The 26,078-nt window shown below is 62.5% G+C and carries 24 protein-coding genes; 14 read left to right on the top strand and 10 right to left on the bottom strand.

Translation table 11 applies throughout. The annotated features are described in order from the left end of the window. Positions 1 to 3 precede the first annotated feature (3 nt). Together ftsY and BLV09_RS24445 are read left to right on the top strand one after the other, a co-directional pair. Positions 4 to 951: a signal recognition particle-docking protein FtsY gene (ftsY, locus tag BLV09_RS24450; RefSeq protein ID WP_146689212.1), complete on the top strand. Its 948-nt coding sequence runs from the start codon at positions 4 to 6 to the stop codon at positions 949 to 951. 162 nt (positions 952 to 1,113) lie between these two features. Further along, positions 1,114 to 1,716, top strand: a complete 603-nt coding sequence (locus BLV09_RS24445) for a septation protein A (protein ID WP_146691282.1) — start codon at positions 1,114 to 1,116, stop codon at positions 1,714 to 1,716. A gap of 142 nt (positions 1,717 to 1,858) precedes the next feature. Here the strand turns inward: BLV09_RS24445 and BLV09_RS24440 are convergent, their stop codons facing one another. The 5 genes from BLV09_RS24440 to ccmA form a co-directional block, all read right to left on the bottom strand. Beyond that, positions 1,859 to 2,482: a DsbE family thiol:disulfide interchange protein gene (locus BLV09_RS24440; RefSeq protein ID WP_146689211.1), complete on the bottom strand. Its 624-nt coding sequence runs from the start codon at positions 2,480 to 2,482 to the stop codon at positions 1,859 to 1,861. Further along, on the bottom strand, positions 2,479 to 2,658 hold the full coding sequence (gene ccmD / locus BLV09_RS24435) for a heme exporter protein CcmD (RefSeq protein ID WP_146691281.1): 180 nt from the start codon (positions 2,656 to 2,658) through the stop codon (positions 2,479 to 2,481). Before ccmD ends, BLV09_RS24440 begins: the two co-directional genes overlap by 4 nt. Positions 2,659 to 2,662: 4 nt before the next feature. Then, complete coding sequence (locus BLV09_RS24430; RefSeq protein ID WP_100384814.1) at positions 2,663 to 3,394, bottom strand: heme ABC transporter permease; 732 nt, start codon at positions 3,392 to 3,394, stop codon at positions 2,663 to 2,665. Positions 3,395 to 3,466: 72 nt separating this feature from the next. Beyond that, entirely contained in the window at positions 3,467 to 4,135 is a 669-nt protein-coding gene (gene ccmB, locus BLV09_RS24425; RefSeq protein WP_100384813.1) for a heme exporter protein CcmB, read from the bottom strand. 262 nt (positions 4,136 to 4,397) lie between these two features. Then, on the bottom strand, positions 4,398 to 5,045 hold the full coding sequence (gene ccmA, locus BLV09_RS24420) for a heme ABC exporter ATP-binding protein CcmA (RefSeq protein ID WP_146689210.1): 648 nt from the start codon (positions 5,043 to 5,045) through the stop codon (positions 4,398 to 4,400). Positions 5,046 to 5,280: 235 nt separating this feature from the next. Here ccmA and acnA point away from each other — a divergent pair, with 235 nt between their 5' ends. From acnA to BLV09_RS24405, 3 genes are all read left to right on the top strand, one after another. Further along, positions 5,281 to 8,001, top strand: coding sequence for an aconitate hydratase AcnA (gene acnA, locus BLV09_RS24415; protein ID WP_100384811.1), 2,721 nt, complete (start codon positions 5,281 to 5,283; stop codon positions 7,999 to 8,001). 156 nt (positions 8,002 to 8,157) lie between these two features. Beyond that, the gene (locus tag BLV09_RS24410; RefSeq protein ID WP_146689209.1) at positions 8,158 to 8,919 is read left to right on the top strand and encodes a DUF1223 domain-containing protein; all 762 of its coding nucleotides are present in this window, start codon (positions 8,158 to 8,160) and stop codon (positions 8,917 to 8,919) included. A gap of 565 nt (positions 8,920 to 9,484) precedes the next feature. Further along, positions 9,485 to 9,856, top strand: a complete 372-nt coding sequence (locus BLV09_RS24405) for a DUF2794 domain-containing protein (protein ID WP_100384809.1) — start codon at positions 9,485 to 9,487, stop codon at positions 9,854 to 9,856. Between the two features lie 122 nt (positions 9,857 to 9,978). Here the strand turns inward: BLV09_RS24405 and BLV09_RS24400 are convergent, their stop codons facing one another. The 4 genes from BLV09_RS24400 to BLV09_RS24385 form a co-directional block, all read right to left on the bottom strand. Next, positions 9,979 to 10,530, bottom strand: coding sequence for a GNAT family N-acetyltransferase (locus BLV09_RS24400; protein WP_146689208.1), 552 nt, complete (start codon positions 10,528 to 10,530; stop codon positions 9,979 to 9,981). Between the two features lie 99 nt (positions 10,531 to 10,629). Further along, positions 10,630 to 11,421, bottom strand: coding sequence for a Bax inhibitor-1/YccA family protein (locus tag BLV09_RS24395; RefSeq protein WP_100384807.1), 792 nt, complete (start codon positions 11,419 to 11,421; stop codon positions 10,630 to 10,632). 243 nt (positions 11,422 to 11,664) lie between these two features. Next, positions 11,665 to 14,235, bottom strand: a complete 2,571-nt coding sequence (locus BLV09_RS24390) for an ABC transporter permease (RefSeq protein ID WP_146689207.1) — start codon at positions 14,233 to 14,235, stop codon at positions 11,665 to 11,667. Then, a complete protein-coding gene (locus tag BLV09_RS24385) occupies positions 14,232 to 14,966 on the bottom strand; it encodes an ABC transporter ATP-binding protein (protein ID WP_146689206.1) in 735 nt (244 codons plus the stop codon). Before BLV09_RS24385 ends, BLV09_RS24390 begins: the two co-directional genes overlap by 4 nt. 55 nt (positions 14,967 to 15,021) lie before the next feature. Between BLV09_RS24385 and BLV09_RS24380 the strand changes: the two genes are divergently transcribed. The 3 genes from BLV09_RS24380 (at position 15,022) to zapE (ending at position 17,749) form a co-directional block, all read left to right on the top strand. Further along, positions 15,022 to 15,669, top strand: a complete 648-nt coding sequence (locus BLV09_RS24380) for an arylesterase (RefSeq protein WP_433994443.1) — start codon at positions 15,022 to 15,024, stop codon at positions 15,667 to 15,669. 176 nt (positions 15,670 to 15,845) lie between these two features. Then, positions 15,846 to 16,382 carry an RNA 2',3'-cyclic phosphodiesterase gene (gene thpR, locus BLV09_RS24375; RefSeq protein ID WP_100384804.1) on the top strand — a complete coding sequence of 179 codons (537 nt, stop codon included), beginning with the start codon at positions 15,846 to 15,848 and terminating at the stop codon, positions 16,380 to 16,382. A 182-nt stretch (positions 16,383 to 16,564) separates the two neighbouring features. Continuing rightward, positions 16,565 to 17,749: a cell division protein ZapE gene (gene zapE / locus BLV09_RS24370; RefSeq protein ID WP_146689205.1), complete on the top strand. Its 1,185-nt coding sequence runs from the start codon at positions 16,565 to 16,567 to the stop codon at positions 17,747 to 17,749. A gap of 11 nt (positions 17,750 to 17,760) precedes the next feature. Here the strand turns inward: zapE and BLV09_RS37450 are convergent, their stop codons facing one another. Continuing rightward, entirely contained in the window at positions 17,761 to 17,904 is a 144-nt protein-coding gene (locus tag BLV09_RS37450) for a hypothetical protein (protein WP_157810142.1), read from the bottom strand. A 14-nt stretch (positions 17,905 to 17,918) separates the two neighbouring features. Between BLV09_RS37450 and mdh the strand changes: the two genes are divergently transcribed. The 6 genes from mdh to odhB all read left to right on the top strand — a co-directional run bounded on the left by mdh (position 17,919) and on the right by odhB (position 26,041). Then, positions 17,919 to 18,887 (top strand): malate dehydrogenase, encoded by a 969-nt coding sequence (gene mdh / locus BLV09_RS24365; protein ID WP_100384802.1) that lies wholly within the window; start codon positions 17,919 to 17,921, stop codon positions 18,885 to 18,887. A gap of 47 nt (positions 18,888 to 18,934) precedes the next feature. Next, entirely contained in the window at positions 18,935 to 20,131 is a 1,197-nt protein-coding gene (sucC, locus tag BLV09_RS24360; protein ID WP_146689204.1) for an ADP-forming succinate--CoA ligase subunit beta, read from the top strand. A gap of 3 nt (positions 20,132 to 20,134) precedes the next feature. Then, complete coding sequence (locus tag BLV09_RS24355) at positions 20,135 to 20,614, top strand: DUF1579 family protein (protein WP_100384800.1); 480 nt, start codon at positions 20,135 to 20,137, stop codon at positions 20,612 to 20,614. 36 nt (positions 20,615 to 20,650) lie between these two features. Continuing rightward, on the top strand, positions 20,651 to 21,535 hold the full coding sequence (gene sucD, locus BLV09_RS24350) for a succinate--CoA ligase subunit alpha (protein ID WP_146689203.1): 885 nt from the start codon (positions 20,651 to 20,653) through the stop codon (positions 21,533 to 21,535). A gap of 133 nt (positions 21,536 to 21,668) precedes the next feature. Continuing rightward, positions 21,669 to 24,626 carry a 2-oxoglutarate dehydrogenase E1 component gene (locus BLV09_RS24345; RefSeq protein WP_146689202.1) on the top strand — a complete coding sequence of 986 codons (2,958 nt, stop codon included), beginning with the start codon at positions 21,669 to 21,671 and terminating at the stop codon, positions 24,624 to 24,626. A gap of 158 nt (positions 24,627 to 24,784) precedes the next feature. Beyond that, positions 24,785 to 26,041, top strand: a complete 1,257-nt coding sequence (gene odhB, locus BLV09_RS24340; protein WP_146689201.1) for a 2-oxoglutarate dehydrogenase complex dihydrolipoyllysine-residue succinyltransferase — start codon at positions 24,785 to 24,787, stop codon at positions 26,039 to 26,041. Positions 26,042 to 26,078 lie beyond the last annotated feature (37 nt).

Below are 26,078 nucleotides of genomic sequence, written 5' to 3'. Positions count from 1 at the left end.
ACCATGAACGATACCACTCCCGAAAAGCCAAAACTGAGCTGGTGGCGGCGGCTTTCCGCCGGGCTGAAGCGCACGTCGAGTTCGCTTGGGTCCGCGGTCGCCGATCTCGTCACCAAGCGCAAGCTCGACCGTGCGATGCTCGATGATATCGAGGACGTGCTGCTGCGCGCTGATCTCGGCACCGAAGTGGCTGTCCGCATTGCCGACGCGGTCGGTACCGGTCGTTACGACAAGGCGATCTCGGCGGACGAAGTCAAAGCCGTGGTCGCGACCGAAGTCGAGAAGGTGCTGTCGCCGGTGGCGATGCCGCTGGTGATCGATCCGGCGCAGAAGCCATTCGTGGTTCTCGTGGTCGGCGTCAACGGTTCCGGCAAGACCACCACCATCGGCAAGCTCGCGGCGAAATTCGCGGCCGAGGGCCGCAAGGTGATGCTGGCGGCAGGCGACACCTTTCGTGCCGCCGCGATCGAGCAATTGAAAGTCTGGGGCGAGCGCACGAAATCGCCCGTGATCGCGGGCGCGCAAGGTTCGGATTCCGCGAGCCTTGCGTTCAATGCGCTGACCGCGGCGCGCGAAGGCAAGTTCGACGTGCTGCTGGTCGATACCGCCGGCCGCCTGCAGAACAAAGCCGAACTGATGAAAGAACTCGAAAAGGTCGTTCGCGTTATCAAGAAGGTCGATGCTTCCGCGCCGCATGCCGTGCTGCTGGTGCTCGACGCCACCGTGGGACAAAATGCGCTGTCGCAGGTCGAGGCATTTCATCGTACCGCAGGCGTGACCGGGCTGGTGATGACAAAACTCGACGGCACCGCGCGCGGCGGCATTCTGGTGGCGCTGGCCGAGAAATTCAAATTGCCGGTGCACTTCATCGGCGTCGGCGAGAGCATCGACGATCTCGCGCCGTTCACGGCGCGGGATTTCGCGCAGGCGATTGCGGGGATTGAGTCGTGAGGTTTTTCTTGTCATGCCCCGCGAAAGCGGGGCATCCAGTATGCCGCACCGTTCGTGGGAATCGAGGCGGCTCGGAATACTGGATCATCCGTTGGAGCCTGTCATCGGGCGGCGCTCTGCGCCGACCCGGTGGCGGATGATGACGGCAGCAAAGGTCACGTGATGGACAAAACCCAGCCGCATCCGCTGTTCAAGCTTGCGACCGAACTCGGTCCGTTGCTGATCTTCTTTCTCGCCAACGCCAAATTTCATTTGTTCGTGGCGACCGGCGCATTCATGGTCGCGGTGGTCGCCGCGATGATCGCCTCTTACGTGGTGACGCGGCACGTGCCGATCATGGCGCTGGTCACCGGCGTCATCGTCATCGTGTTCGGCACGCTGACGCTGGTGCTGCACGACGAGACCTTCATCAAGGTCAAGCCGACCATCATCTACAGCCTGTTCGCCGCGGTCCTCGGCGGCGGCCTCCTGTTCGGCCGCTCCTTTATCGCGATCATGTTCGACCAGATGTTCAACCTCACGCCGCAGGGCTGGCGCATGCTGACCTTGCGCTGGGCGTTGTTCTTTTTCGCCATGGCGATCCTGAACGAGGCGGTCTGGCGCACCCAGACCACCGATTTCTGGGTCGCGTTCAAGGCGTTCGGCGTGATCCCGCTGACCATGATTTTTGCGATTACCCAGATGCCGCTGATCAAGCGCTATCACCTGGAGCCGGCGACGCTGGAAACCAGCGAGGCGGACGCCGGCGACGTGCGGAAGGGATGAGCTACATCCCGTTCGTCATTCCGGGGCGCGGGCTTTTAGCAAGCGAACCCGGAATCTCGCGCTGATCATTTCAAGTTTCCCCAATGTGCAATCGCACATCTGAGGTTCGCGCTAACGCGCGCCGCGGAATGACGGCTAAAACCTAACTTCCCGCCTTCAGCGCCTTGTCGATCTCGGCCCTCAGCACGGTGTCGATATTGTCTGGCGTGACCGGGCCGACCAGCTTGAACAGAATCGTGCCGGTGCGTCCGACAATGAACGTCTCGGGCACGCCATAGACCCCCCATTCGATCGCGGCGCGGCCGTTGTCGTCGACGCCGACAATGCCGAACGGGTTGCCATAGCGCCCGAGGAAGCGGCGGGCGTTGTCGGCGGAGTCCTTGTAATTGATGCCGATCAATTGCAACCGCTTGTCCTGACCGAGCGCGGTCAAGAGCGGCGCTTCGTCGTGGCACGGCACGCACCACGAGGCCCAGACGTTGACGACGCTGACCTTGCCTTTCAGCGCAGCGGGATCGAGACCGGGCACCTGCCCATCATTGCCGACGAGTCCCTCTAGCCGCGGCAGCGCGGTTTGCGGCGCGGGATGGCCGATCAAGGCAGAGGGGATTCGCGAGGGATCGCCGTCATGCAATCCAAACCAGAACAGCGCCGCGAGCGCTGCAAAGCTCGCCAGCGGCAATGCCATCAGCACGACGCGCAGCCAGGGCCGGCGTTGCGGCGCTGCGCTTGATATTGCGGATTCGGATGTGGTGTGATCGCTCATCTTGTATCCATCGCACTGCGCCCGGAGCGCCTGCTGACGCCGCTTGCCTCGAGTTCGCGAAGACGTTGTTGCTGCCGTTGATAATCGAGGGCGATCCAGACAATCAGAAATAGCACCACGGCTGCGACCAGCAGATAGGACGTCACGATAAACGACGCGTAGGGGCCAAGCGACATCGGCTCAGGCCGCACGTTGGGTGGCCTGCATCATCTGCAGGGCACGCACCCGGCGGCGCAGGATCTCGTTGCGCATCGCGGCGAGATGCAGCGTGATGAACAGCAGCGAAAACGCCAGCGCCATCACCAGCAGCGGAATCAGGAAGGCGCGGTCGAGCGTCGGCCCACCCATCCGGAACACCGATGCCGGCTGATGCAGCGTGTTCCACCAATCGACCGAGAATTTGATGATCGGCAGGTTGATCGCGCCAACGAGCGTCAGCACCGCTGCGGCACGCGCGGCGCGGGAAGGATCTTCCACCGCGCGCCACAGCGCGATCAGGCCGAGATACATCAGGAACAGGATCAACACCGAGGTGAGGCGCGCATCCCATTCCCAATAGGTGCCCCACATCGGCCGCCCCCACAGCGAACCCGTCACCAGCGCGAGAAACGTGAAGGCCGCTCCGATCGGGGCGGCAGCCTTGGCGGCGACATCAGCCAGCGGATGCCGCCACACCAAAGTGCCCAGCGCAGCGACGCTCATCACGCCCCAGACGAACATCGACAGCCACGCGTTGGGAACGTGAATGAACATGATCTTCACGGTGGCGCCCTGCTGATAATCGTCGGGCGCCATCGCGGACTGATAGAGCCCGACCAGCAGCAGGATCGCGGTCACCGCCGCAAGCCACGGCAGGATGCGCGCGGTCAGTGACAGGAACCTGGTCGGATTGGCGAGGTCGATCAGCGTCATGGGCCTCTGATAGTCGTCGCAGCCGTTACAGGCAATCGGGCGGATGGCGCAATTCCGCTTGATCGGGCCATATCAATCCAGCCCCTGCCGCAGGCTTGCCGCTGCGGCAAATGGCCCGATCACAAAACTGACAAGCGAGAGCGCGCACAGGATCGAAAACGGGGTTCCGAATGACAGCGGACCCGATATCGCGGCCTCCGACGCCGCGACGCCGAAAATCAGCACCGGGATCGACAGCGGCAGCACCAGCACCGCCAGCAACAAACCGCCGCGATGCAAGGTGACGGCAAGTGCTGCGCCGATCATGCCGGTAAAGGTCAGCGCCGGTGTGCCGACCAGCAGCGTCAGCGCGACCGCCGATGTCGACGCGACATCGAGATTCAACAGCAGTCCCAGCACCGGCGTGGCCACGATCAGCGGCAGGCCGGCGGCGAGCCAATGCGCCAGCGCCTTGGTGGCGCAGGTCAGTTCCAGCGGCGTCCGGCTCATCAGGATCAGGTCGAGCGAGCCGTCCTCTTGATCGGCCATGAACAGCCGGTCAAGGGTGAGCAGGCTTGCGAGCAGCGCGCCGAGCCAGAGGATCGCCGGACCAAGCCGCGTCAGCAGCGCGAGGTCCGGTCCGATCGCGAACGGCATCAGCACAACTACAGTGAGAAAGAACAGCACGCCGATCAGCGCGCCACCGCCGACCCGCAGCGCGATCCTGATGTCCCGTCGAACCAGCGCGGCGAGGGCGGTCATGCAAGGCCCCGCGACGTGCTCAGGACGTTCTGATCTTGCCGCGAGCACAAATTGCTCGCTCCCCCCTTGTGGGGGAGGGTCGGGGAGGGAGGTAGCCCCGGAAAAGGTGCTCGACAGAAGTGCTGGATCGACAGGAGTGAATGCGCGTCATCTTCGTTCAAATCGAAGCAGCATGCCGTGCGGCACTGCCCTCCCTGACCCTCCCCCGCAAGGGGGGAGGGAACGGAGAGGCCTGCGCCGATTGGTGGATCACCTCTTAGAGTCACGACGTCTCCCCGATCCGCAATTCCCTCGATTCGATTCCGAGCGGTGCGTGGGTCGCTGCGATGATCAGCCCGCCGCGCGCCAGGTGCTCGCTCATCAGGCGCACGAACAACGCCTGTCCGGCGGCATCGAGCGCCGAGGTCGGTTCGTCCAGCAGCCAGACCGGCCGCCGTGTCACCAGCAGCCGTGCGATCGAGAGCCGTCGCCGCTGTCCGGCCGACAAATAGGCCGCCGGCAGGTGTGCGGCATGATCGAGCCCGACCGCGGCAAGGCTGTCGTTAATAAGGCTTTCGCTAACAAGGCTGTCGTTAACGAGGTTCTTCTTCGCATCAACCGCCTCGCCACCGAGAAAATCCCGCCAGAACGACAGGTTCTCATGCACGCTCAAGGCAGGTTTCATTGCGTCGCGATGGCCGAGATAATGGGCCTGATCGGGCAAGGTCAGTTCGTCCCCGCCGCCCTCCAGCTCGACAGACCCGCCGGCCAGGGCAAGCAGGCCGGCAATGATTCGCAGTAGCGAGGTTTTGCCGGATCCGTTGGGGCCGGTGACGGCCAGCACCTCGCCCGAGGAGGCCTCAAAATCGAGGCCGGAAAGCACTTCCCGGCCGCCTCGCACACACCTGACGCCGCGTCCCAGGAGCCGCATTTTGCCCTTTCACAGCCCTTAAGGAAACTATCGGTACCGCAGCAGAATTTTTGGGTGGTGCACTGCTGCGGCACGCTTCCCGGTGTGGCGGCGCCACTGGAAAGATTCTAATAAGGTTCTATAAGCCGGAACTTGATGCCGCACATGATCCGGCACCGCAAGCCATCAGGCTCGCCTCGCTGACGGTGTTTTGATACCCTTGCCGGGTACAACGAAGAAACTGGGATTGCCTCACATGACCTCGCTCGACAGCTTCAAATGCCAAAAAACCCTCAAGGTCGGGAGCAAGACCTACGTTTATTACAGCCTGCCCGCCGCCGAGAAGAACGGTCTGAAGGGAATTTCCAGACTTCCCTATTCCATGAAGGTTTTGCTCGAAAACCTGCTGCGCAACGAAGATGGTCGCACGGTCAAGAAGGAAGACATTGTCGCCGTTTCCAAGTGGCTGAAGAAGCGCAAGCTCGAGCATGAAGTCGCGTTCCGCCCGTCGCGGGTGTTGATGCAGGATTTCACCGGCGTGCCGGCCGTGGTCGATCTCGCCGCGATGCGCAACGCGATGCAGAGCCTCGGCGGCGACGCCGAGAAGATCAATCCGCTGGTGCCGGTCGATCTCGTGATCGATCACTCGGTGATCGTGAACTTCTTCGGTGACAACAAGGCCTTCGGCAAGAACGTTGTCGAGGAATACAAGCAGAATCAGGAACGCTACGAGTTCCTGAAATGGGGCCAGAAGGCGTTTTCGAATTTCTCCGTGGTGCCGCCCGGCACCGGCATCTGCCATCAGGTCAATCTCGAATACCTCGCGCAGACGGTATGGACCAAGAAAGAGAAGATGAAGGTCGGCAAGAAGACCGGCACCTTCGAAGTCGCCTATCCGGATTCGCTCGTCGGCACCGACTCGCACACCACGATGGTCAACGGTTTGGCCGTGCTCGGCTGGGGCGTTGGCGGCATCGAGGCGGAAGCTGCGATGCTCGGCCAGCCGCTGTCGATGCTGCTGCCGGAAGTGGTCGGTTTCAAGCTCAAGGGTCAGCTCAAGGAAGGCGTTACCGCCACCGATCTGGTGCTGACGGTGACGCAGATGCTGCGCAAGCAGGGCGTGGTCGGAAAATTCGTGGAATTCTTCGGCCCCGGTCTCGATTACCTCTCGGTCGCGGACAAGGCGACCATCGGCAACATGGCGCCGGAATATGGCGCTACCTGCGGCTTCTTCCCGGTCGATGCCGCGACCATCGATTACCTCAAGACTTCCGGCCGCGCCGCGCCGCGCGTGGCGCTGGTCACCGCCTACGCCAAGGCGCAGGGCCTGTTCCGTACCGCCAAGTCAGCTGACCCCGTCTTCACGGAAACGCTGACGCTCGATCTCGCGGATGTGGTGCCGTCGATGGCCGGACCGAAGCGTCCCGAAGGCCGCGTCGCGCTGCCCGCGGTTGCGGAAGGCTTTTCCGCCGCGATGGCCACCGAATACAAGAAGGCCGCCGACGCCTCGCATCGCTACGCGGTCGAGAATCGCGATTTCGATCTCGGCCATGGCGACGTGGTGATCGCGGCTATCACCTCCTGCACCAACACCTCCAATCCGAGCGTGCTGATCGGCGCGGGACTTTTGGCGCGCAACGCTGCCGCCAAAGGCCTGAAGGCGAAGCCGTGGGTCAAGACATCGCTGGCGCCGGGCAGCCAGGTGGTGGCGGAATATCTCGCCAATTCCGGGCTGCAGTCCGACCTCGACAAGGTCGGCTTCAATCTGGTCGGCTTCGGCTGCACCACCTGCATCGGCAATTCAGGTCCGCTGCCGGAAGACATCTCGAAGTCGATCAACGACAACGGCATCGTTGCCGCCGCCGTGCTGTCGGGCAACCGCAACTTCGAAGGCCGCGTCAGCCCCGACGTGCAGGCCAATTATCTGGCTTCGCCGCCGCTGGTCGTGGCGTACGCGCTGGCGGGAACGGTGACCAAGGATCTCGCGGTCGAGCCGATCGCCAACGGCAAGGACGGCAAGCCGGTGTACCTCAAGGACATCTGGCCGACGACGAAAGAGATCAACGCCTTGATGAAGAAGTTCGTGACCGCAACGATCTTCAAGAAGCGTTACGCCGATGTGTTCAAGGGCGACGCCAACTGGCGCAAGATCAAGACGGTCGAGAGCGAGACCTATCGCTGGAACATGAGCTCGACCTATGTGCAGAACCCGCCTTACTTCGAGGGCATGAAGAAGCAGCCGGAACCGATCGTCGATGTTGTCGATGCGCGGATCCTGGCGATGTTCGGCGACAAGATCACCACCGACCACATCTCGCCGGCCGGCTCGATCAAGCTGACCTCCCCGGCAGGAAAATTCCTCAGCGAGCATCAGGTGCGCCCCGCCGACTTCAATCAATACGGCACGCGGCGCGGCAATCACGAAATCATGATGCGCGGCACCTTCGCCAACATCCGCATCAAGAATTTCATGCTGAAGGGCGCCGACGGCAACATTCCCGAGGGCGGCTTGACCAAGCACTGGCCCGACGGCGAGCAGATGTCGATCTACGATGCCGCGATGAAGTATCAGGCCGAGAATGTGCCGCTGGTGGTCTTTGCCGGCGCCGAATACGGCAATGGCTCGTCGCGCGACTGGGCTGCGAAAGGAACGCGGCTGCTCGGCATTCGCGCCGTGATTTGCCAGAGCTTCGAGCGCATCCATCGCTCCAATCTGGTCGGCATGGGCGTACTGCCGCTCACCTTCGAGGATGGCGCCTCGTGGTCGTCGATCGGCTTGAAGGGCGATGAGACCGTAACGATACGGGGATTGCAGGGCGACCTGAAACCACGCCAGAAGCTGACGGCGGAGATCGTGTCCGGTGACGGTTCGCTGCAGCGCGTCTCGCTGCTGTGCAGGATCGATACCCTTGACGAACTCGAATATTATCGAAACGGCGGCATTCTGCAGTACGTGCTGCGCAAGCTGGCGGCGTAATGTGGATTGTGATGTGCCTCACTGCGAAGTGAGTAGCGGGTGAAGGGAAGGCGGCCTATGAAGAGGCCGCCTTCTGGCGTTAGAAGACCGGTCCGAACACGGTACCGCAGTTCAGATAGTTAACGATAACGGTGTGGGCACTTCCCGGTTTCCATCATGACAACGATAACGGCTTACAACTCCATTTCGCGATGGTCAGGTGCGCTTGGCATCTTCGCGGTTGTTGCGATCGTTCGCCCGGCTCACGCCGATCCGCGCGCGGTGGTGGAGTTGTTCACGTCGCAGGGTTGTTCGTCGTGTCCGCCCGCTGACAGGGTTATCGGCGAGCTTGCCAAGGATCCTTCGATTATCGCGCTGAGCATGCCGATCGACTATTGGGATTATCTGGGCTGGAAAGATACGCTGGCGGACTCGCGCTTCAGTGCGCGGCAGAAAGCCTATTCCCATATGCGCGGCGATCGCGACGTCTATACGCCGCAAGCCGTGATCAACGGATCAGTGCATGTGATCGGGAGCGATCGTGCCGGCATTGAAGGTGCTATCAGCGATACCGAAAAGGCCGAAGGTGTGATGTCGGTGCCGGTTTCGATGGCGGTGACCGGAAAGCAAATCAATGTTTCTGTCGCCGCCAGCAAAGATCCTGCGGTAACGCATGGCGAAGTATGGATATGTTCTGTCTCGAAGGCAGTGCCGATTTCAATCGGACGTGGTGAGAACAGAGGCCGTGAAATTACCTACCACAATGTGGTGCGTAATATTCTGAAGGTCGGCGACTGGAACGGCAGTCCCGGGAGCTGGAGTGTGCCGCTGGAAAATATTTCCCGTGAGGGAGTCGATGCCGCGGCGGTTTATGTCCAGGACGGCAATCGCGACAGGCCCGGCCCAATGCTAGGGGCGGCCTACACGTCGCTCCACTAAATTTCACTTCACCTAAATTCCATCCCTCCTCATTCCGGATCGCGCGTATAGCAAGCGAGGCCGGAATTCGTGACCTCGAGTATTTGATTCGGGGCCTTGCGCATCCGCGCCGGCTGTTGCCGACTTGGGACAAGGATGCTGTCAGATACGCCCGAGTCCGGGTCACACAGCCAGGGTGCAATCGCACATCGCAATGGCGGCGCGTCAAGCCTCTAGCCAAAAGCGCCGATACCCAAAAAAGAAAAAGGACCAACTTTCGTTGGCCCAGTGTGGGGATAAACTATCCTGCGAACAGGCCCGATCCCGACGACCCCGGGGGGCTGGGGGCTGAGGAATCCGGAATCGAAAGGACCGGGCCAACGCAGGGTTAACTTCTCGCAGTCCAGCGGGGCGGTCGATTGGCGGAAGTTGGGCGGTATTATGATTCTTCTAACGATCCCGTGACGGTATATTTCCCACCCCAAGGACATCAAATTGCACGTGAATCTTGCCGCGCCCGATACGGACCTCTTGCAGAGGCGGGCCGTCAGCGCAATCATGTCGAAGGGATGACAGGAGATGCCGCATGACCTCGATTTCGGAGGATGCCGAGCCAAGCGAGAATCGCGCGGCGGCGCGCAATGCCGCTGCGGGTGCAGTACCGAATCGCGTGACGTTCAATCGTCTCGAACTCAATCGAATTCTGAATTTATATGGACGCATGGTCACCGACGGCGAGTGGCGTGACTACGCCATCGATTTCCTGCGGGATCGCGCGGTGTTCTCGGTGTTTCGCCGCGCCTCCGAAGTCCCGATCTACCGCATCGAAAAAGATCCGCGGCTCGCGCGCAAGCAGGGCATGTACAGCGTGATCTCGGCGACCGGCCTGATCCTGCGCCGCGGCCATGAACTCGATCGCGTGCTGCTGGTGATCGACCGCAAGCTGGCGGTGGTTTAGCAGCAGCATCCGTCATTTTCGGACCAGCGCGCAGCGCTGGATCCGGAATCCAGGGGTTCAGGGAGCACCCTGCTGCGCGTCATTCCGGATTCGACGTCGCCCCGGAATGAGGACGATAAAAATTATCGCGAAATCTCTATCGGACCATCCGTCGGCACCGTGGTGCCGCCGTCGCCAAGCGCGCGCTGCATCATCACGGTGTCCAGCCAGCGGCCGAACTTAAGGCCGACATGGGGGTGCGTTCCGATCATCTGGAATCCGCACCTGGTGTGGACGCCGATTGATCCGGCGTTGGCGGAATCGCCGATCACCGCGATCATCTGCCGATAGCCACGCGCCTCGCATTCACTGATCAGCCGCTGCAGCAGTTGCAGGCCGATGCCGCGGCGATGAATCGCGGGCTGCAGATAGACCGAATTCTCCACCGTGAAGCGATAGGCCGGCCGCGGCCGGTAGGCGCCCGCATAGGCATATCCGACCACGCGGCCTTCGAGCGCGGCGGCGAAATAGGGAAAGCTGCCGTCTCTGAGCGCGGCGAAGCGCCGCGTCATCTCCGCCAGATCAGGCGGAATCAGTTCGAATGTCGCGGTGCCGTAACGGACCGCGTGATCGTAGATCTCGGTAATCAAGGGAAGGTCGGCCTCGGTGGCGGGCCGGATTTCAAGCGAGGACATCAGGCGAGACTATTTTTGCTTCGCGCAAAAGAAAAGCCCCGGCGATCAGGCCGGGGCTTCTATTTTTCAGAGGCTTCTATCTTCACATGAGCCTTGCGATCAGTCGCGCTGGCCGAGCAGCTGCAGCAGCAGCGTGAACAGGTTGATGAAGTTCAGGTAAAGCGACAGCGCACCCGAGATCGCCGCCCGCTCCGCCACGTCACCGCCCTGCGAGGCATAACCGTAGATGTAATCGTTCTTCAGCCGCTGGGTATCCCAGGCGGTGAGGCCCGCGAACACCAGCACGCCGACCACCGACACCAGGAACTGCAGCGCCGAGCTGGCGATGAACAGATTGACCAGGCTCGCGATGATGATGCCGAACAGGCCCATCAGCAGGAACGAGCCCATGCCGGTCATGTCACGCTTGGTGGTGTAGCCGAACAGGCTCAGCGCGCCGAACGATGCCGCGGTGATGAAGAACACCCGCACGATCGAGGTGTGGGTGTACACCAGGAAGATCGATGACAGCGAAATACCCATCAGCGCCGAGAATACCCAGAATAGCATCTGGGCGGTCGCCGGCCGCAGCCGGTTGAGGCCGGCCGAGATTACGAACACCATGACGAGCGGCGCCAGGATGAACAGCCACTTCAGGGGGCTCACGAACATCGCGTAACCGAACGGCGTCAGGAACGCGTTGCCGATCTTGGCGGCGGCGCCCGACGGATCGGTCGTCACCGCGGCCATATAGACACCGAGCGCGGCGAGGCCGGTGATAGCCAGGCCAATGCTCATGTAGTTGTAAATGCGCAGCATGTAGGCGCGCAGACCGGCGTCGACGGTCGCGGCGTCAGTGCGCCCGGCGGCCCGGCCGAAAGGAGAGGCATAGTTGCGGTCTAGGTCCGACATGGTCGAATTCCCGTTGGTTGATCCGGCGGGGCGCAAGGGCTCTGCGGCGCCGGCTAGAAATCTATCCCAGATACCACCATTTGCTGACATTACTTTTTCGTCATCAAACTGGCGTCTGACCCAAGCTGGTATGTGGGAAACTAACACATTCGCTGCAAGCTTCCACGCGCGGCTGAATGTCGCCCCGCCTGCAATTTCCAGCTTAAATCGCGTTAACCCTGGGGCAGGCGCCGCTTCAAATTGTCACAAATTCCGCAGCACCGTGGCCGGCTTCTGGTTGAGCGCCAGCAATGTGCCGGCCAGCCCCAATCCGACCGTGACGAGCAGCGCTGCCGCCACCACGACCGCGGCGCTGCCGGCCTGCCAGATAAAGCTGAGCGTCATCAGCCTTGTCACGATCAGCCAGGCCGCAATGGAGCCCGCGATCACGCCGAAAATGGCGGTCGCAAAGCCGATCATCAGATATTCCAGCGCATAGGCGCCGAGCAGCCGCGCTCGGGTCGCGCCCAGGGTTTTGAGGATGACGGCGTCATAGACCCGGTGGCGATGGCCGGCGGCGAGCGCGCCGCCCAGCACCAGAATCGCCGATATCAGCGTCACCGCGCTGGCGCCGCGGATCGCCAGCACCAGGTTGGTTACCACCGTGCCGATGGTTTCCAGCGCTTCGCGCACCCGCACGCTTGTCACCATCGGAAAGGCGTCGGCCACCGATTTGACGATTTGCGCGTCGCCGGCGGGGTTGGGGGGCGTCTCGGTCAGTGTCGCGATATGGGTATGCGGCGCGCCCTTGAAGGCGTTGGGCGAGAACACCAGCACAAAATTGATGCCGAGACTCTGCCAGTCGACCGTGCGCATGTTGCCGATGGTGGCGGCGATATCGCGGCCCAGCACGTTGACCACGATCGGGTCGCCAAGCTTGAGCCCGAGGCCGTCGGCGATCTTCTTCTCGATCGAGACCAGCGGCGGCCCGTTGTAATCCGCGTCCCACCATTTGCCCTCGACCACTTTCGAACCCTTCGGGATCTCGCCGGTATAGGTCAGGCCACGGTCGCTCTGCAGCACCCATTCGGAATCGGCTGAGGCGTTGAGGTCTTCGGCCTTGACGCCATGGGCCGAGACGATGCGCCCGCGCAGCATCGGCACATCCTCGACGGTCGATTGCGGCGTGGTCTGTTTAAGGAATGCGTTGAAGCGGTCGGCCTCATTGGTGGGAATGTCGATAAAATAAAACGACGGCGCGCGCTCCGGCAGCGCGGCCATGAATTGCCGGCGCAGATTTCCGTCGATCTGCGTGATGGTGACCAGCACCGTCAGGCCCAGCCCGAGCGACATTACGACCGACGGCGTCAATGCGCCGGGCCGGTAGATATTGGTGATCGCGAGCCGCAGCATGGTGATGCGGCTTCTCGGCAAACGCCGCGCCAGCGCCATCAGGATCGCGGCAATGCCGCGCAACACGGCAAATACGACGATCGAGGATGCAACGAACACGGCCGCGACCCGCTTGTCGTAGGCAAGCCCGATCGCGACCGCGATCAACAGCGCGATCACAACCGCCATCAAGGCGAGATAGCGCCAGCGCGGGCGGCGCCCTTCGCCGGTGATCGTCTCGCGAAACAGCGCCGCCACCGGCACGTCATGCACGCGACCGAGCGGCCATAGTCCAAAGGCCAGCGCCGTAAGCAGGCCGTAGACGAACGACAGCAGGAGTTCGCCCGGATGCAGCGCCGGCACCACCGGCAGCGGCAGCAGCTTGCCGAACAGGCCGACGATGATGAAAGGCAGCGCCGCACCGGCGGCGAGGCCGATCGCCGAGCCGATCACGGCCAGCACGGTGACCTGCGTCAGGTAAATCGCGAACACGTCGCGGCCGGTGGCGCCGAGCGCCTTGAAGGCGGCGATGACGTCGTGGCGGCGATCGATGTGGCTTTTGACCGCGTTGGCGACGCCAACGCCGCCGACCAGCAGTGCTGCCAGGCCAACCAGGGTCAGAAACTGGGTAAACCGGCTGATGGTGCGCTCGAGCTGCGGCGAGGCGTTGCTGCGGGAGCGGATTTCCCAGCCCGCTTGCGGCAATGCCGCCCTGACATTGTCGATCAGCGCCGTCACGCCGGCATCACCAGCCACGTTATCGGGCAGTTTGACCCGGTAAATCCAGCGCACCAGGCTGCCCGGCTGCAACAGACCGGTGGCGCGCAGGGCGGCTTCGCTGACCAGGAATCGCGGCCCGAAGCCGAGGCCGCCGGCAAGCTTATCGGGCTCGGCGTCGACCACGCTGCGCATCTGGAATGTCGCGTTGCCGATGGTGACGCGGTCGCCGATCTTCAGGTCCAGCCGCGCCAGCAGGGTTGAATCGACGGCCGCGCCGAACGCGCCGTCACGCTCGGCCAGCAGGTCCGTCACCGGCATTTCTGGATCGAGCGTGAGTTCGCCCAGCATCGGGTAGCTGCCGTCCACCGCCTTCAGTTCGACCAAGGCGAGCTGGCCGCCACTGGCGCGCGCCATGACCCGCACCGTCGCCGCAACGGATACCTGCCCGCGCGAACGGAGATAGGCCACCTCATCGGGCTTGGCTTCACGCTGGATCAGCGAAAAAGCCGCATCGCCGCCCAGCAGCGTGCGGCCCTCGCGCGCCAGTCCTTCGCCGAGGCTGGCTGCGACCGAACCGACCCCGGCAATCGCCATCACGCCGAGCGCGATGCAGGCGATGAAAACGTAAAAGCCGCGCAAGCCGCCGCGCAATTCGCGCAAGGCATAACGCAAGGCAAGCGAGCTACCGCGGCCGCGAGGCGCAGATTCGGAAATCGTGCTCATGAAGCCGCTTTGCGGTCCGCTGTCTGCCCGTCGATGCGGCCCGAGCGCAGCCGCACCACGCGATCGCAACGCTGCGCCAGCGAGGTGTCGTGGGTCACCAGCACCAGCGTCATGCCGCGCTCGGCGTGCTTGGTGAACAGGAGATCGACGATCTGCTTGCCGGTGGCCTCGTCGAGGTTGCCGGTGGGCTCGTCGGCGACGAGGATAGCGGGATCCGGCGCCAGTGCGCGGGCCAACGCGACCCGTTGCTGCTCGCCGCCGGACAATTGGGTGGGATAGTGGTGCAAGCGGTGGCCAAGGCCGACCGATGTAAGTTCCTGCGCGGCGCGCTCCGACGCATCGGGATTGCCGGCGAGTTCCAGCGGCACCGCGACATTCTCCAGCGCCGTCATGGTCGGGATCAGATGAAACGACTGGAACACGATACCGACCTGACGACCGCGGAAGCGCGCCAGCGCGTCCTCGTCGAGGGCATTGAACGGCGTGCCGTTGACCACCACCTCTCCGCTGTCGGGGCGTTCCAGCCCCGCCATCACCATCAGAAGCGTGGATTTCCCCGAGCCCGATGGCCCGATCAGGCCGATCGCTTCGCCGGATGCCACACTCAGGCTGATATCTTTCAGGATATGAACGCGGGCGGCTCCTGTGCCCAGCGAGAGATTGACGTTCGAGATCGAGATGGTGTCCGGCTCGAGGCCGGCCAATGACGAGGGTTCGATGAGACTGTCCATGGTTCGGTCATATGGCACTTTCGCCGCCGCGGTCGAGGGCCGAACGCGGATGCTCGTGCACATACTCGTGTTGATTATGGGCTTGATGACGGCACAAACGGGATTGGCGCAGACGCCGGCGCCTCCGGCCGCAAAGCCAATCAAGATGGTGGTGCTGGGCGATTCGCTAAGCGCCGGCCTTGGCCTGTTGGGCTCCGCCGCATTCCCGGAGCAGCTGCAAAAGGCGTTAAAGACCAAAGGTATAGAGGTCGACATGAGCAACGCCGGGGTATCCGGCGATACCAGTTCAGGCGGCCGCGACCGGCTCGATTGGTCGGTGCCTGACGGCACCGAGGCCGTCATCCTCGAACTCGGCGCCAATGATGCCTTGCGCGGTATCGACCCCAAGATCACACGCGCCGCGCTATCGGATATCCTGACGCGGCTGAAGGCGCGCAAGATCGCGGTTCTCTTGTGCGGGATGGTGGCGCCGCCGAATTACGGCAGCGACTATGCGGCACAGTTCAACGCGATCTATCCGGACCTTGCGAAATCGTTCGCGGTGCCGCTTTATCCGTTTTTCCTCGAGGGCGTCGCGGCCGACGCCAAGCTCAATCAGGCCGACGGCATGCATCCGACGGCGGAGGGCGTCGATGTGATCGTGAAAAACATTTTGCCCAGTGTGGAGGCACTCGTTGGTTCGATCGGCGGGCAACACAGCTGAAAAACGGGCAGCGATAACGTTACCCCGTGTTTTTTCCGATGGTTTATCGCCCGTTAACGCCTGATGCTTCGCAGAGTCACATAACTACGGTAAAAATAAGTATCGGTGATTCGTCACCGGGTTCGTTTCAGGTGTAAGCCTCAAAAAGCTTGCACCTCCGCATCGGGGATTTTGCGATGCCGCGTTTGTTCACTGGACTGGAAGTTCCGGCCGAGATCGGCCAGACACTTTCCAATTTGCGTGGCGGCCTTCCGGGCGCACGCTGGGTCGATCCCGAAAATTATCACGTCACCTTGCGCTTCATCGGCGACATCGACGGCATCTCCGCCAACGAGATCGCTTCGATGCTGTTTCGGATCAACCGCAAGCCTTTCGAGGTCAAGCTGCAGGGGCTGTCGAGCTTTGGCGGGCGCAAGCCGCGTGCGGTGGTCGCCTCCATCGCGCCCAGCCGGCCCTTGATCGAGCTGCAGGCGGAACTGGAACGGTTGATGCAGCGGATCGGGCTCGATCCCGAAGGGCGGAAATTCACGCCGCACGTGACCCTGGCGCGGCTGCACGACGCCTCAAGCCAGGATGTCGCGGATTATTTGTCGGTGCGCGGCTATTTCCCGAGCAAGGTGTTTACCGCCTCGCGCTTCGTGCTGTTCTCTTCCCGCGCTTCTACCGGCGGCGGACCCTATGTGGTCGAGGATTCCTACGCGCTGTGCGCGTAAGGGCTTGAGGGCAGGCGCGGTCGTCTCCGGTTAAGGTGCGGAGCACGTCTTTGGATACCGGTTTTTGCGGGGCGGCGGTCTGCGCTTAGCGGCGCAGCGGTACCCCGACGCTCATAGCCGCATAGCCCCTGCATCAATTCATGACTTGCAATTTTCGTGAGCCTGGGGCCGAAAGGTGGACCATGCTGTCCACCCCATCCGCTGCTTTCCACGCGCACTATCAATCCCTCGTTTCCTCCGGCGCGATCGAACCCGATCCCGCGCAGGCGGAGGCCGCCGAGGCATTCGCCACCCTCGAGGAGCGGCTTGCGAGCTATAAGCCGGTGCGCAAGCAGGGCCTGTTCGGCCGGCTGTTCGCCGACAAGAACGGGGGCCCGCCGCGCGGCCTCTATGTTTATGGCGAAGTCGGCCGCGGCAAGACCATGCTGATGGATCTGTTTTTTCAGCAGAGCCAGGTCGAGCACAAGCGCCGCGCCCATTTCCATGAATTCATGGCCGAGGTGCATGAGCGCATCTATGGCTTTCGCCAGAATATCGCGCGCGGCGAGATCGCCGATGGCGATGTGATCGGGCTCACCGCCAATGCGATCTTCGATCAGGCCTGGCTGTTATGTTTCGACGAATTCCACGTCACCGACATCGCGGACGCGATGATCCTGGGGCGGCTGTTCTCAAAGCTGTTCGATCTCGGCACGGTGGTGGTGGCGACCTCCAACGTCGCGCCTGACGATCTCTACAAGGGCGGTCTGAACCGGTCGCTGTTCCTGCCATTCATCGCGCAAATCGCGGAACATATGGATGTGCTGCGGCTCGATGCGCGCACGGATTTCCGGCTGGAGAAGCTCGCAGGTGTGAAAATGTGGCTGACGCCGGCCGATCGCGATGCCGATGCCGCGCTCGACAAGGCGTGGGCGAGGATGACCGGCAAAGCGCCCTGCAAGCCGCGCGATATTTCGATCAAGGGCCGCATCCTGCATGTGCCCTGTTCGGCGCACGGCGTGGCCCGATTTTCGTTTGCCGACATCTGCGAAAAGCCGCTGGCCGCGTCAGACTATTTGCGGCTCGCGCACGACTATCACACCCTCCTGATCGACCGCATTCCCGTGATGGGCTATGCCGAGCGCAACGCGGCCAAGCGGTTCATCACGCTGATCGACACGCTTTATGATAATGCCGTGAAGTTGATGGCCTCGGCCGAGGCCGATCCGCTCTCGCTGTATCTGGCGGCCGAGGGCAATGAGGCGAACGAGTTCAAGCGAACCTCGTCGCGGCTGATCGAGATGAGTTCGGAATCCTATCTGGCACTGCCTCACGGGCACAAGGATTCGGTGGCCAGCGGCACCAGCACCGGGCTGGTGGAGACGTAGAACCCTGGCGGTCATTCCGGAGCACGGGCAGGGTTGGTCTGGCTGGCCGAAATCAAGGCAGGCCCGACAATTGAGCATGCCTCCGACTTGAACGTATCAGTCGAAAGGGATAACCAGCCTTCCAGCTTCTTTCCATCCTCCTGCTTGACGTTCAAAGGACAGATTTCCCATGGCGCGTGACAAGATTGCTTTGATTGGCTCCGGCCAGATCGGCGGAACGCTGGCTCACCTCATCGGCCTGAAAGAGCTTGGCGATGTCGTCATGTTCGACATTGCCGAGGGCGTGCCGCAGGGCAAATCGCTCGACATCGCGCAATCTTCCCCGGTGGACGGGTTCGACGCCAATTTCACCGGCGCCAATTCCTATGAAGCGCTGGATAACGCCAAGGTCTGCATCGTCACCGCCGGTGTGCCGCGCAAGCCGGGCATGAGCCGTGACGATCTCCTCAGCATCAATCTCAAGGTGATGGAACAGGTCGGCTCCGGCATCAAGAAATACGCCCCCGACGCGTTCGTCATCTGCATCACCAATCCGCTGGATGCCATGGTCTGGGCGCTGCAGAAGGCTTCGGGCATGCCGCACAAGAAAGTGGTGGGCATGGCCGGCGTGCTGGATTCGTCGCGCTTCCGCTATTTCCTTGCCGACGAATTCAATGTCTCGGTGGAAGACGTCACCGCCTTCGTGCTCGGCGGCCATGGTGACACCATGGTGCCGCTGGTGCGGTATTCCACCGTGGCCGGCATTCCGTTGCCTGACCTCGTGAAGATGGGCTGGACCTCGCAGGCGAGGCTCGACGAGATCGTCGACCGCACCCGCAACGGCGGCGCCGAGATCGTCAACCTGCTGAAGACCGGTTCGGCGTTCTATGCGCCGGCGGCGTCCGCGATCGCGATGGCCGAGAGCTATCTCAAGGACAAGAAGCGGGTGCTGCCCTGCGCCGCCTATCTCAACGGTGAATACGGCGTGAAGGACATGTATGTCGGCGTGCCCGTCGTCATCGGCTCGAAGGGCGTCGAGCGTATCGTCGAGATCGAACTGGCCGGCAAGGACCGCGACGCATTCGACAAGTCGGTCGGCGCGGTGCAGGGTCTGGTCGACGCCTGCAAGAAGATCGCGCCCGATCTGCTTGGCCGTTGATCGTCTTTAGCTGTAGCCAATAGATCGATCGGGCTCGGGGAGCGCATATGAACATTCACGAATACCAGGCCAAGGCGCTGCTGCACGAATTCGGGGTGCCGATTTCGAAGGGCGTACCGGTGCTGCGGGCGGCCGATTCCGATGCCGCCGCGAAAACCCTGCCCGGGCCGGTCTGGGTGGTGAAGAGCCAGATCCATGCCGGCGGCCGCGGCAAGGGCAAGTTCAAGGAGGCCAGTGCCGGCGACAAGGGCGGCGTGCGGATCGCCAAGTCGGTCGCCGAGGTCAACGAGTTCGCCAGGCAGATGCTGGGCGCAACCCTGGTGACGGTGCAGACCGGGCCGCACGGCAAGCAGGTCAACCGCCTCTATATCGAGGACGGCTCCGACATCGACAAGGAGTTTTATCTCTCGATCCTGGTCAACCGCGAGACCTCCGAAGTGTCGTTCGTGGTGTCGACCGAAGGCGGCGTCAATATCGAGGACGTCGCCCATAACAGCCCGGAGAAGATCGTGACCTTCTCGGTCGATCCCGCCACCGGGATCATGAGCCATCACGGCCGCACCGTTGCAAAAGCGCTGGGACTATCCGGCGATCTCGCCAAGCAGGCGGAGAAACTGGTGGCGCAGCTCTATACCGCGTTCGTCGCCAAGGACATGGCGATGCTGGAGATCAACCCGCTGGTCGTCACCAAGCAGAGCCAGCTCCGCGTGCTCGACGCCAAGGTGTCGTTCGACGACAATGCCATGTTCCGCCATCCCGAAGTGGCCGCGCTGCGCGACGAGACCGAGGAGGACGCCAAGGAGATCGAGGCGTCGAAATACGACCTCAACTATGTCGCGCTCGACGGCAATATCGGCTGCATGGTCAACGGCGCCGGCCTGGCGATGGCGACGATGGACATCATCAAGCTGTACGGCATGGCGCCGGCGAACTTCCTCGATGTCGGCGGCAGCGCCACCAAGGAAAAGGTCGCCTCCGCCTTCAAGATCATCACCGCCGATCCCAATGTGAAGGGCATTCTGGTCAACATCTTCGGCGGCATCATGAAGTGCGACGTCATTGCCGAAGGCGTGGTGGCCGCGGTGAAGGAAGTCGGCCTCGAGGTGCCGCTGGTGGTGCGGCTCGAGGGCACCAATGTCGATGCCGGCAAGAAGATCATCCGCGAGTCCGGCCTCAACGTGCTGCCGGCCGATGATCTCGACGACGCCGCGCAGAAAATCGTCAAGGCCGTCAAGGGAGCCTGAGCCATGGCCGAGGACCATCTCGCCGCGCCGAAGCCGCTTGAAGAGCATCGCAGGCTCGCGGTGTTCGCAGGCGAGTGGGCCGGCGAAGAGATGGTCTATCCGTCACGCTGGACGGCGGGCGGACCCGCGACTTCGCAGGTCACCGCCCGGATCGATCTCGACGGCTTTTATCTGATTCAGGACTCGCGGCAGATGCGCGAGGGCAAGCAAAGCTTCGCCACCCACGGCGTGTTCACCTACGATCGCGAAGACCGGCTCTACAAATTATTCTGGCACGATTCGCTCGGCTACTATCCGCCGTCGCCGGCTTCCGGCGGCTGGAGCGGCAAGGCGCTGATCCTCGTGCGCGGTTCGCTGCGCGGCAACGCCCGCCATGTCTATGAAGTCATCGACGACAACAGCTACAGCATGAAGATCCAGTTTTCGCCTGACGCCGAAGGATGGGCCGACGTGCTCACCGGCGTCTATCGGCGCCTCCACTAGCCCCTTTCCCACCGTTTCGCGAAAGCAATCCCAGCCATGTCCGTCCTGATCGACAACAACACCAAGGTTATCTGCCAGGGTTTCACCGGCAAGAATGGCACGTTCCATTCGGAAGCGGCGATCGCCTATGGCACCAAGATGGTCGGCGGCACCTCGCCGGGCAAAGGCGGCAGCACGCACCTTAATCTGCCGGTGTTCGATACCGTGGCCGAGGCGCGCGAGAAGACCGGCGCCGATGCCAGCGTGATCTATGTGCCGCCGCCGGGAGCCGCCGATGCGATCTGCGAAGCCATCGATGCCGAAATCCCGCTGATCGTCTGCATCACCGAGGGCATTCCGGTGCTCGACATGGTGCGGGTCAAGCGTTCGTTGAGCGGCTCGAAATCGCGGCTGATCGGGCCCAATTGCCCCGGCGTGATGACGGCGGGCGAATGCAAGATCGGCATCATGCCGGCCAACATCTTCAAGCCCGGCAATGTCGGCATCGTCTCGCGTTCGGGCACGCTGACCTATGAGGCGGTGTTCCAGACCACCCAGGAGGGCCTTGGCCAGACCACCGCGGTCGGCATCGGCGGCGACCCGGTCAAGGGCACCGAATTCATCGACGTGCTGGAGATGTTTCTGGCCGACCCCAAGACCACTTCGATCGTGATGATCGGCGAGATCGGCGGCTCGGCCGAGGAGGACGCCGCCCAGTTCCTGAAAGACGAGGCCAGGCGCGGCCGCAAGAAGCCGATGGTCGGCTTTATTGCCGGCGTCACCGCCCCTCCCGGCCGCCGCATGGGCCATGCCGGCGCCATCATCTCCGGCGGCAAGGGCGACGCCGGATCCAAGGCCGCGGCGATGGAATCGGCCGGAATTACCGTCTCGCCCTCACCCGCAAGGCTCGGAAAGACCCTTGTCGAAAAATTGAAATCCTAATTCAATTCTTAGTTCTTTTAGGGGCGAAGATTCGTCCCATATAGGGTAAACACCCCCCAATACGCTGATCCGGTATCCGGATCGGCGTTGCGCCGTCTTCTACGCGCGAAAACGAAACCACCAGGACGCCATCATGTCTCGCCAGGACGCGAACGCCGCTTTTGCCCTCTCCTCGTTTTTGCAGGGCACCAACGCCGCCTATATCGACGACCTCTACGCCCGCTATGAACAGGATCCGGGCTCGGTCGATCCCGAATGGCAGGAATTCTTCAAAAGCCTGAAAGACACCCCGGCCGACGTCCGGAAAAACGCCGAAGGCGCCTCGTGGGGCCGGGACAACTGGCCGCTAGCGCCGCAGGATGATCTGACCTCCGCGCTCGACGGCAACTGGGCGCAGGTCGAGAAGGCTGTCGGCAGCAAGATTGCCGCCAAGGCGCAGGCCAAGGGTGCTGAGGTATCGGCGGCCGACGTCCACCAGGCGACCCGCGATTCGGTGCGCGCCTTGATGCTGATTCGCGCCTATCGCATGCGCGGGCATTTTCACGCCAAGCTCGACCCGCTCGGCATCGAGGCGCCGCGCGATCGCGAGGAGCTTGATCCGCGCTCCTACGGCTTCGTGGACGGCGATTTCGACCGCAAGATCTTCCTCGATCACGTGCTGGGACTTGAATACGCCACCTTGCGGGAAATCGTCGCGATCTGCGAACGGACCTACTGCCAGACGCTCGGCGTCGAGTTCATGCACATCTCCAACGCCGCGCAGAAGAGCTGGATTCAGGAACGGATCGAGGGACCGGACAAGGAAATCAGTTTTACCCGCGAGGGCCGGCGCGCGATCCTGAACAAGCTGGTCGAAGCCGAAGGCTTCGAGAAATTCTGCGATCTCAAATTCACCGGCACCAAGCGGTTCGGTCTCGATGGCGCGGAGTCGCTGATCCCGGCGTTGGAACAAATCATCAAGCGCGGCGGCAATCTCGGCGTCAAGGAAATCGTCGTCGGCATGCCGCATCGTGGCCGACTGAACGTGTTGACGCAGGTGATGGGCAAGCCGCATCGCGCGCTGTTTCACGAATTCAAGGGCGGCTCCGCCAATCCCGACGCGGTCGAGGGTTCCGGCGACGTCAAATATCACCTCGGTGCATCGTCGGATCGCGAGTTCGACAACAACCGGATCCATCTGTCGCTGACCGCCAATCCGTCGCATCTGGAGATCGTGGATCCCGTGGTGCTCGGCAAGGTGCGCGCCAAGCAGGATCAGCATGGTGATCCGCCGGACCAGCGCATTTCGGTGTTGCCGCTGCTGATGCATGGTGATGCGGCGTTCGCCGGCCAGGGCGTGGTCGCCGAGTGTTTTGGTCTGTCCGACCTGAAAGGCTACCGCACCGGCGGCTCGCTGCACTTCATCGTCAACAACCAGATCGGGTTCACCACCTATCCGCGCTATTCGCGTTCCTCGCCCTATCCGTCCGATGTGGCGAAGATGATCGACGCGCCGATCTTCCATGTGAACGGCGACGATCCGGAAGCGGTGGTGTTCGCGGCCAAGGTTGCGATCGAGTTCCGGCAGAAATTCCACAAGCCCGTCGTGATCGATATGTTCTGCTATCGCAGGCACGGTCACAATGAGGGCGATGAGCCGGCATTCACCCAGCCGGTGATGTACAAGAAGATCGCCTCGCATCCCTCGACGCTGGAAATCTATTCCAAGCGCCTGATCGGCGAAGGCGTCATGACCGAAGGCGAAGTCGAGAAGGCCAAGGCCGACTGGCGCGCGCGGCTCGATGCCGAACTCGAAGCCGGCTCCGGCTACAAGCCCAACAAGGCCGACTGGCTCGATGGCAAATGGGCTGGCTTCAAGTCGGCCGATGCGGAAGAAGACGCGCGCCGCGGCGTCACCGGCGTCGATCTCGCGGTGCTGAAGGATATCGGCCGCAAGATCACCAAGGTGCCTGACGGCTTCAGGGTTCACCGCACCATCCAGCGCTTCCTGGAAAATCGCGCCAAGGCGATCGATACCGGTGTCGGCATCGACTGGGCGACTGGCGAAGGGCTGGCGTTCTGCACCTTGCTGCAGGAAGGCCATCATGTCCGGTTGTCGGGCCAGGACAGCGAGCGCGGCACCTTCTCGCAGCGGCATTCGGTGCTGATCGATCAGGAAGACGAAAGCCGCTACACGCCGTTCAATCATCTTGGCGGCGATCAGGGCCATTACGAAGTCATCAACTCGCTGCTTTCAGAGGAAGCAGTGCTCGGCTTCGAATACGGCTATTCGCTCGCCGAGCCGAACGCGCTGGCGATCTGGGAAGCGCAATTCGGCGACTTCGCCAATGGCGCGCAGGTGCTGTTCGACCAGTTCATCTCGTCGGGCGAGCGCAAATGGTTGCGGATGTCGGGTCTCGTCTGCATGCTGCCGCATGGTTACGAAGGCCAGGGGCCGGAACATTCCTCCGCGCGGCTCGAGCGTTACCTGCAAATGTGCGCCGAAGACAACATGCAGGTGGTCTACGCCACCACGCCGGCCAATTTCTTCCACGTGCTGCGCCGCCAATTGCATCGTGAAATCCGCAAGCCTCTGATTCTGATGACGCCGAAATCGCTGCTGCGGCACAAGCGTGCGGTCTCGCGGCTGGAGGAAATGGGCGCCGGCACCACGTTCCATCGCATTCTCTATGATGACGCGCAGATGCTGCCGGACGAGAAGATCAAGCTGGTGCCGGATGCGAAGATTCGCCGCGTCGTGCTGTGCTCGGGCAAGGTCTATTACGATCTCTACGAGGAGCGCGAAAAGCGTGGCATCGACGACATCTATCTGTTGCGCGTCGAACAGCTGTATCCGGTGCCGCTGAAGGCGCTGGTGCAGGAGCTCGGCCGGTTCAAGGGCGCCGAGGTCGTCTGGTGTCAGGAAGAGCCGCGCAACATGGGCGCGTGGCATTTCATCGAGCCCTATCTCGAATGGGTGCTGAACCAGATCAACGCGCCGAACAGGCGTCCGCGTTACGCCGGTCGCGCTGCGGCTGCTGCAACGGCCACCGGTTTGATGTCGAAGCATCTGGCGCAACTCAAGGCTTTCTTGGACGAGGCGCTGAACTAACAGAAACTTTTAACCCGTCATGCCCCGCGAAAGCGGGGCATCCAGTAACCCGCGCTGCCGGTCGTCGATCATAACCGTCACCGATTACTGGATCCTCCGCTTTCGCGGAGGATGGCAGCCAAGTTTATGACCGCACAGGTTATTGAGGAAACTAAACCATGACTGAAATTCGCGTTCCGACGCTCGGTGAGTCCGTGACCGAGGCCACCATCGGCCGCTGGTTCAAGAAGGCCGGCGACGCCGTTGCGGTTGACGAACCCTTGGTCGAACTCGAGACCGACAAGGTCACGATCGAGGTGCCGGCGCCTTCGGCGGGCACGCTTGGCGAGATCGCTGCCAAGGATGGCGAGACCGTCGCGGTTGGTGCGCTGCTCGGACAGATCACGGACGGTGCAGTGGCGGCCAAGCCGGCCGCGGCGCCTGCCAAGGCCGCGGCACCAACTCAGTCTTCACCGCCCCCTGCGGCCGCAGCGCCCGCTGTTGCTCCCGCCGCAGCGAAAGCGCCGCCGGCTGATGCGCCGCTGGCGCCGTCGGTGCGCAAGCTCTCGGCCGAAAGCGGCGTCGATGCCTCGACCGTTCCCGGCTCGGGCAAGGACGGCCGTGTAACCAAGGGCGATATGCTGGCGGCCATCGAGAAGGCGGCTTCCGCTCCAACGCCGGTCAATCAGCCCGCCGCCGCGGTGCAGGTCCGCGCGCCGTCGCCGGCCGATGATGCCGCGCGCGAGGAGCGCGTGAAGATGACGCGGCTGCGCCAGACCATCGCCCGCCGCCTGAAAGACGTGCAGAACACCGCCGCGATGCTCACGACCTTCAACGAGGTCGACATGAGCCACATCATGGCGATGCGGGCCCAGTACAAGGACGTGTTCGAGAAGAAGCACGGCAGCAAGCTGGGATTTATGGGCTTCTTCACCAAGGCCTGCGTGCAGGCGCTAAAGGACATTCCGGCGGCCAACGCCGAGATCGACGGTTCTGATCTGATCTATAAGAATTATTACCACATCGGCGTTGCCGTCGGCACCGACAAGGGCCTCGTGGTGCCTGTCGTGCGCGATTGCGATCAGAAGTCGATTGCCGAGATCGAGAAAAGCATCGCCGATTTCGGACGTCGCGCGCGTGACGGTCAGCTCAAGATCGACGAGATGCAGGGCGGCACCTTCACGATCACCAATGGCGGCATCTACGGCTCGCTGATGTCGACGCCGATCCTGAACGCGCCGCAGTCCGCTATTCTCGGCATGCACAAGATCCAGGATCGCCCGGTCGCGATCGGCGGTAAGGTCGAGATTCGCCCGATGATGTATCTGGCACTGTCCTACGATCACCGTGTCATCGACGGCAAGGAAGCCGTGACGTTCCTGGTGCGGGTCAAGGAAAGCCTGGAAGATCCGGCGCGGCTGGTGCTGGATCTCTGATCATTTGTCGAGGGCTTGCACGCGCAGAAGATCGCGA

This window comes from Bradyrhizobium canariense, from assembly GCF_900105125.1.
Lineage (GTDB): Bacteria > Pseudomonadota > Alphaproteobacteria > Rhizobiales > Xanthobacteraceae > Bradyrhizobium > Bradyrhizobium canariense_A.
The sequence above is the reverse complement of the archived record's forward strand: the minus strand, read 5'-3'. Positions and strand labels throughout refer to the sequence as shown.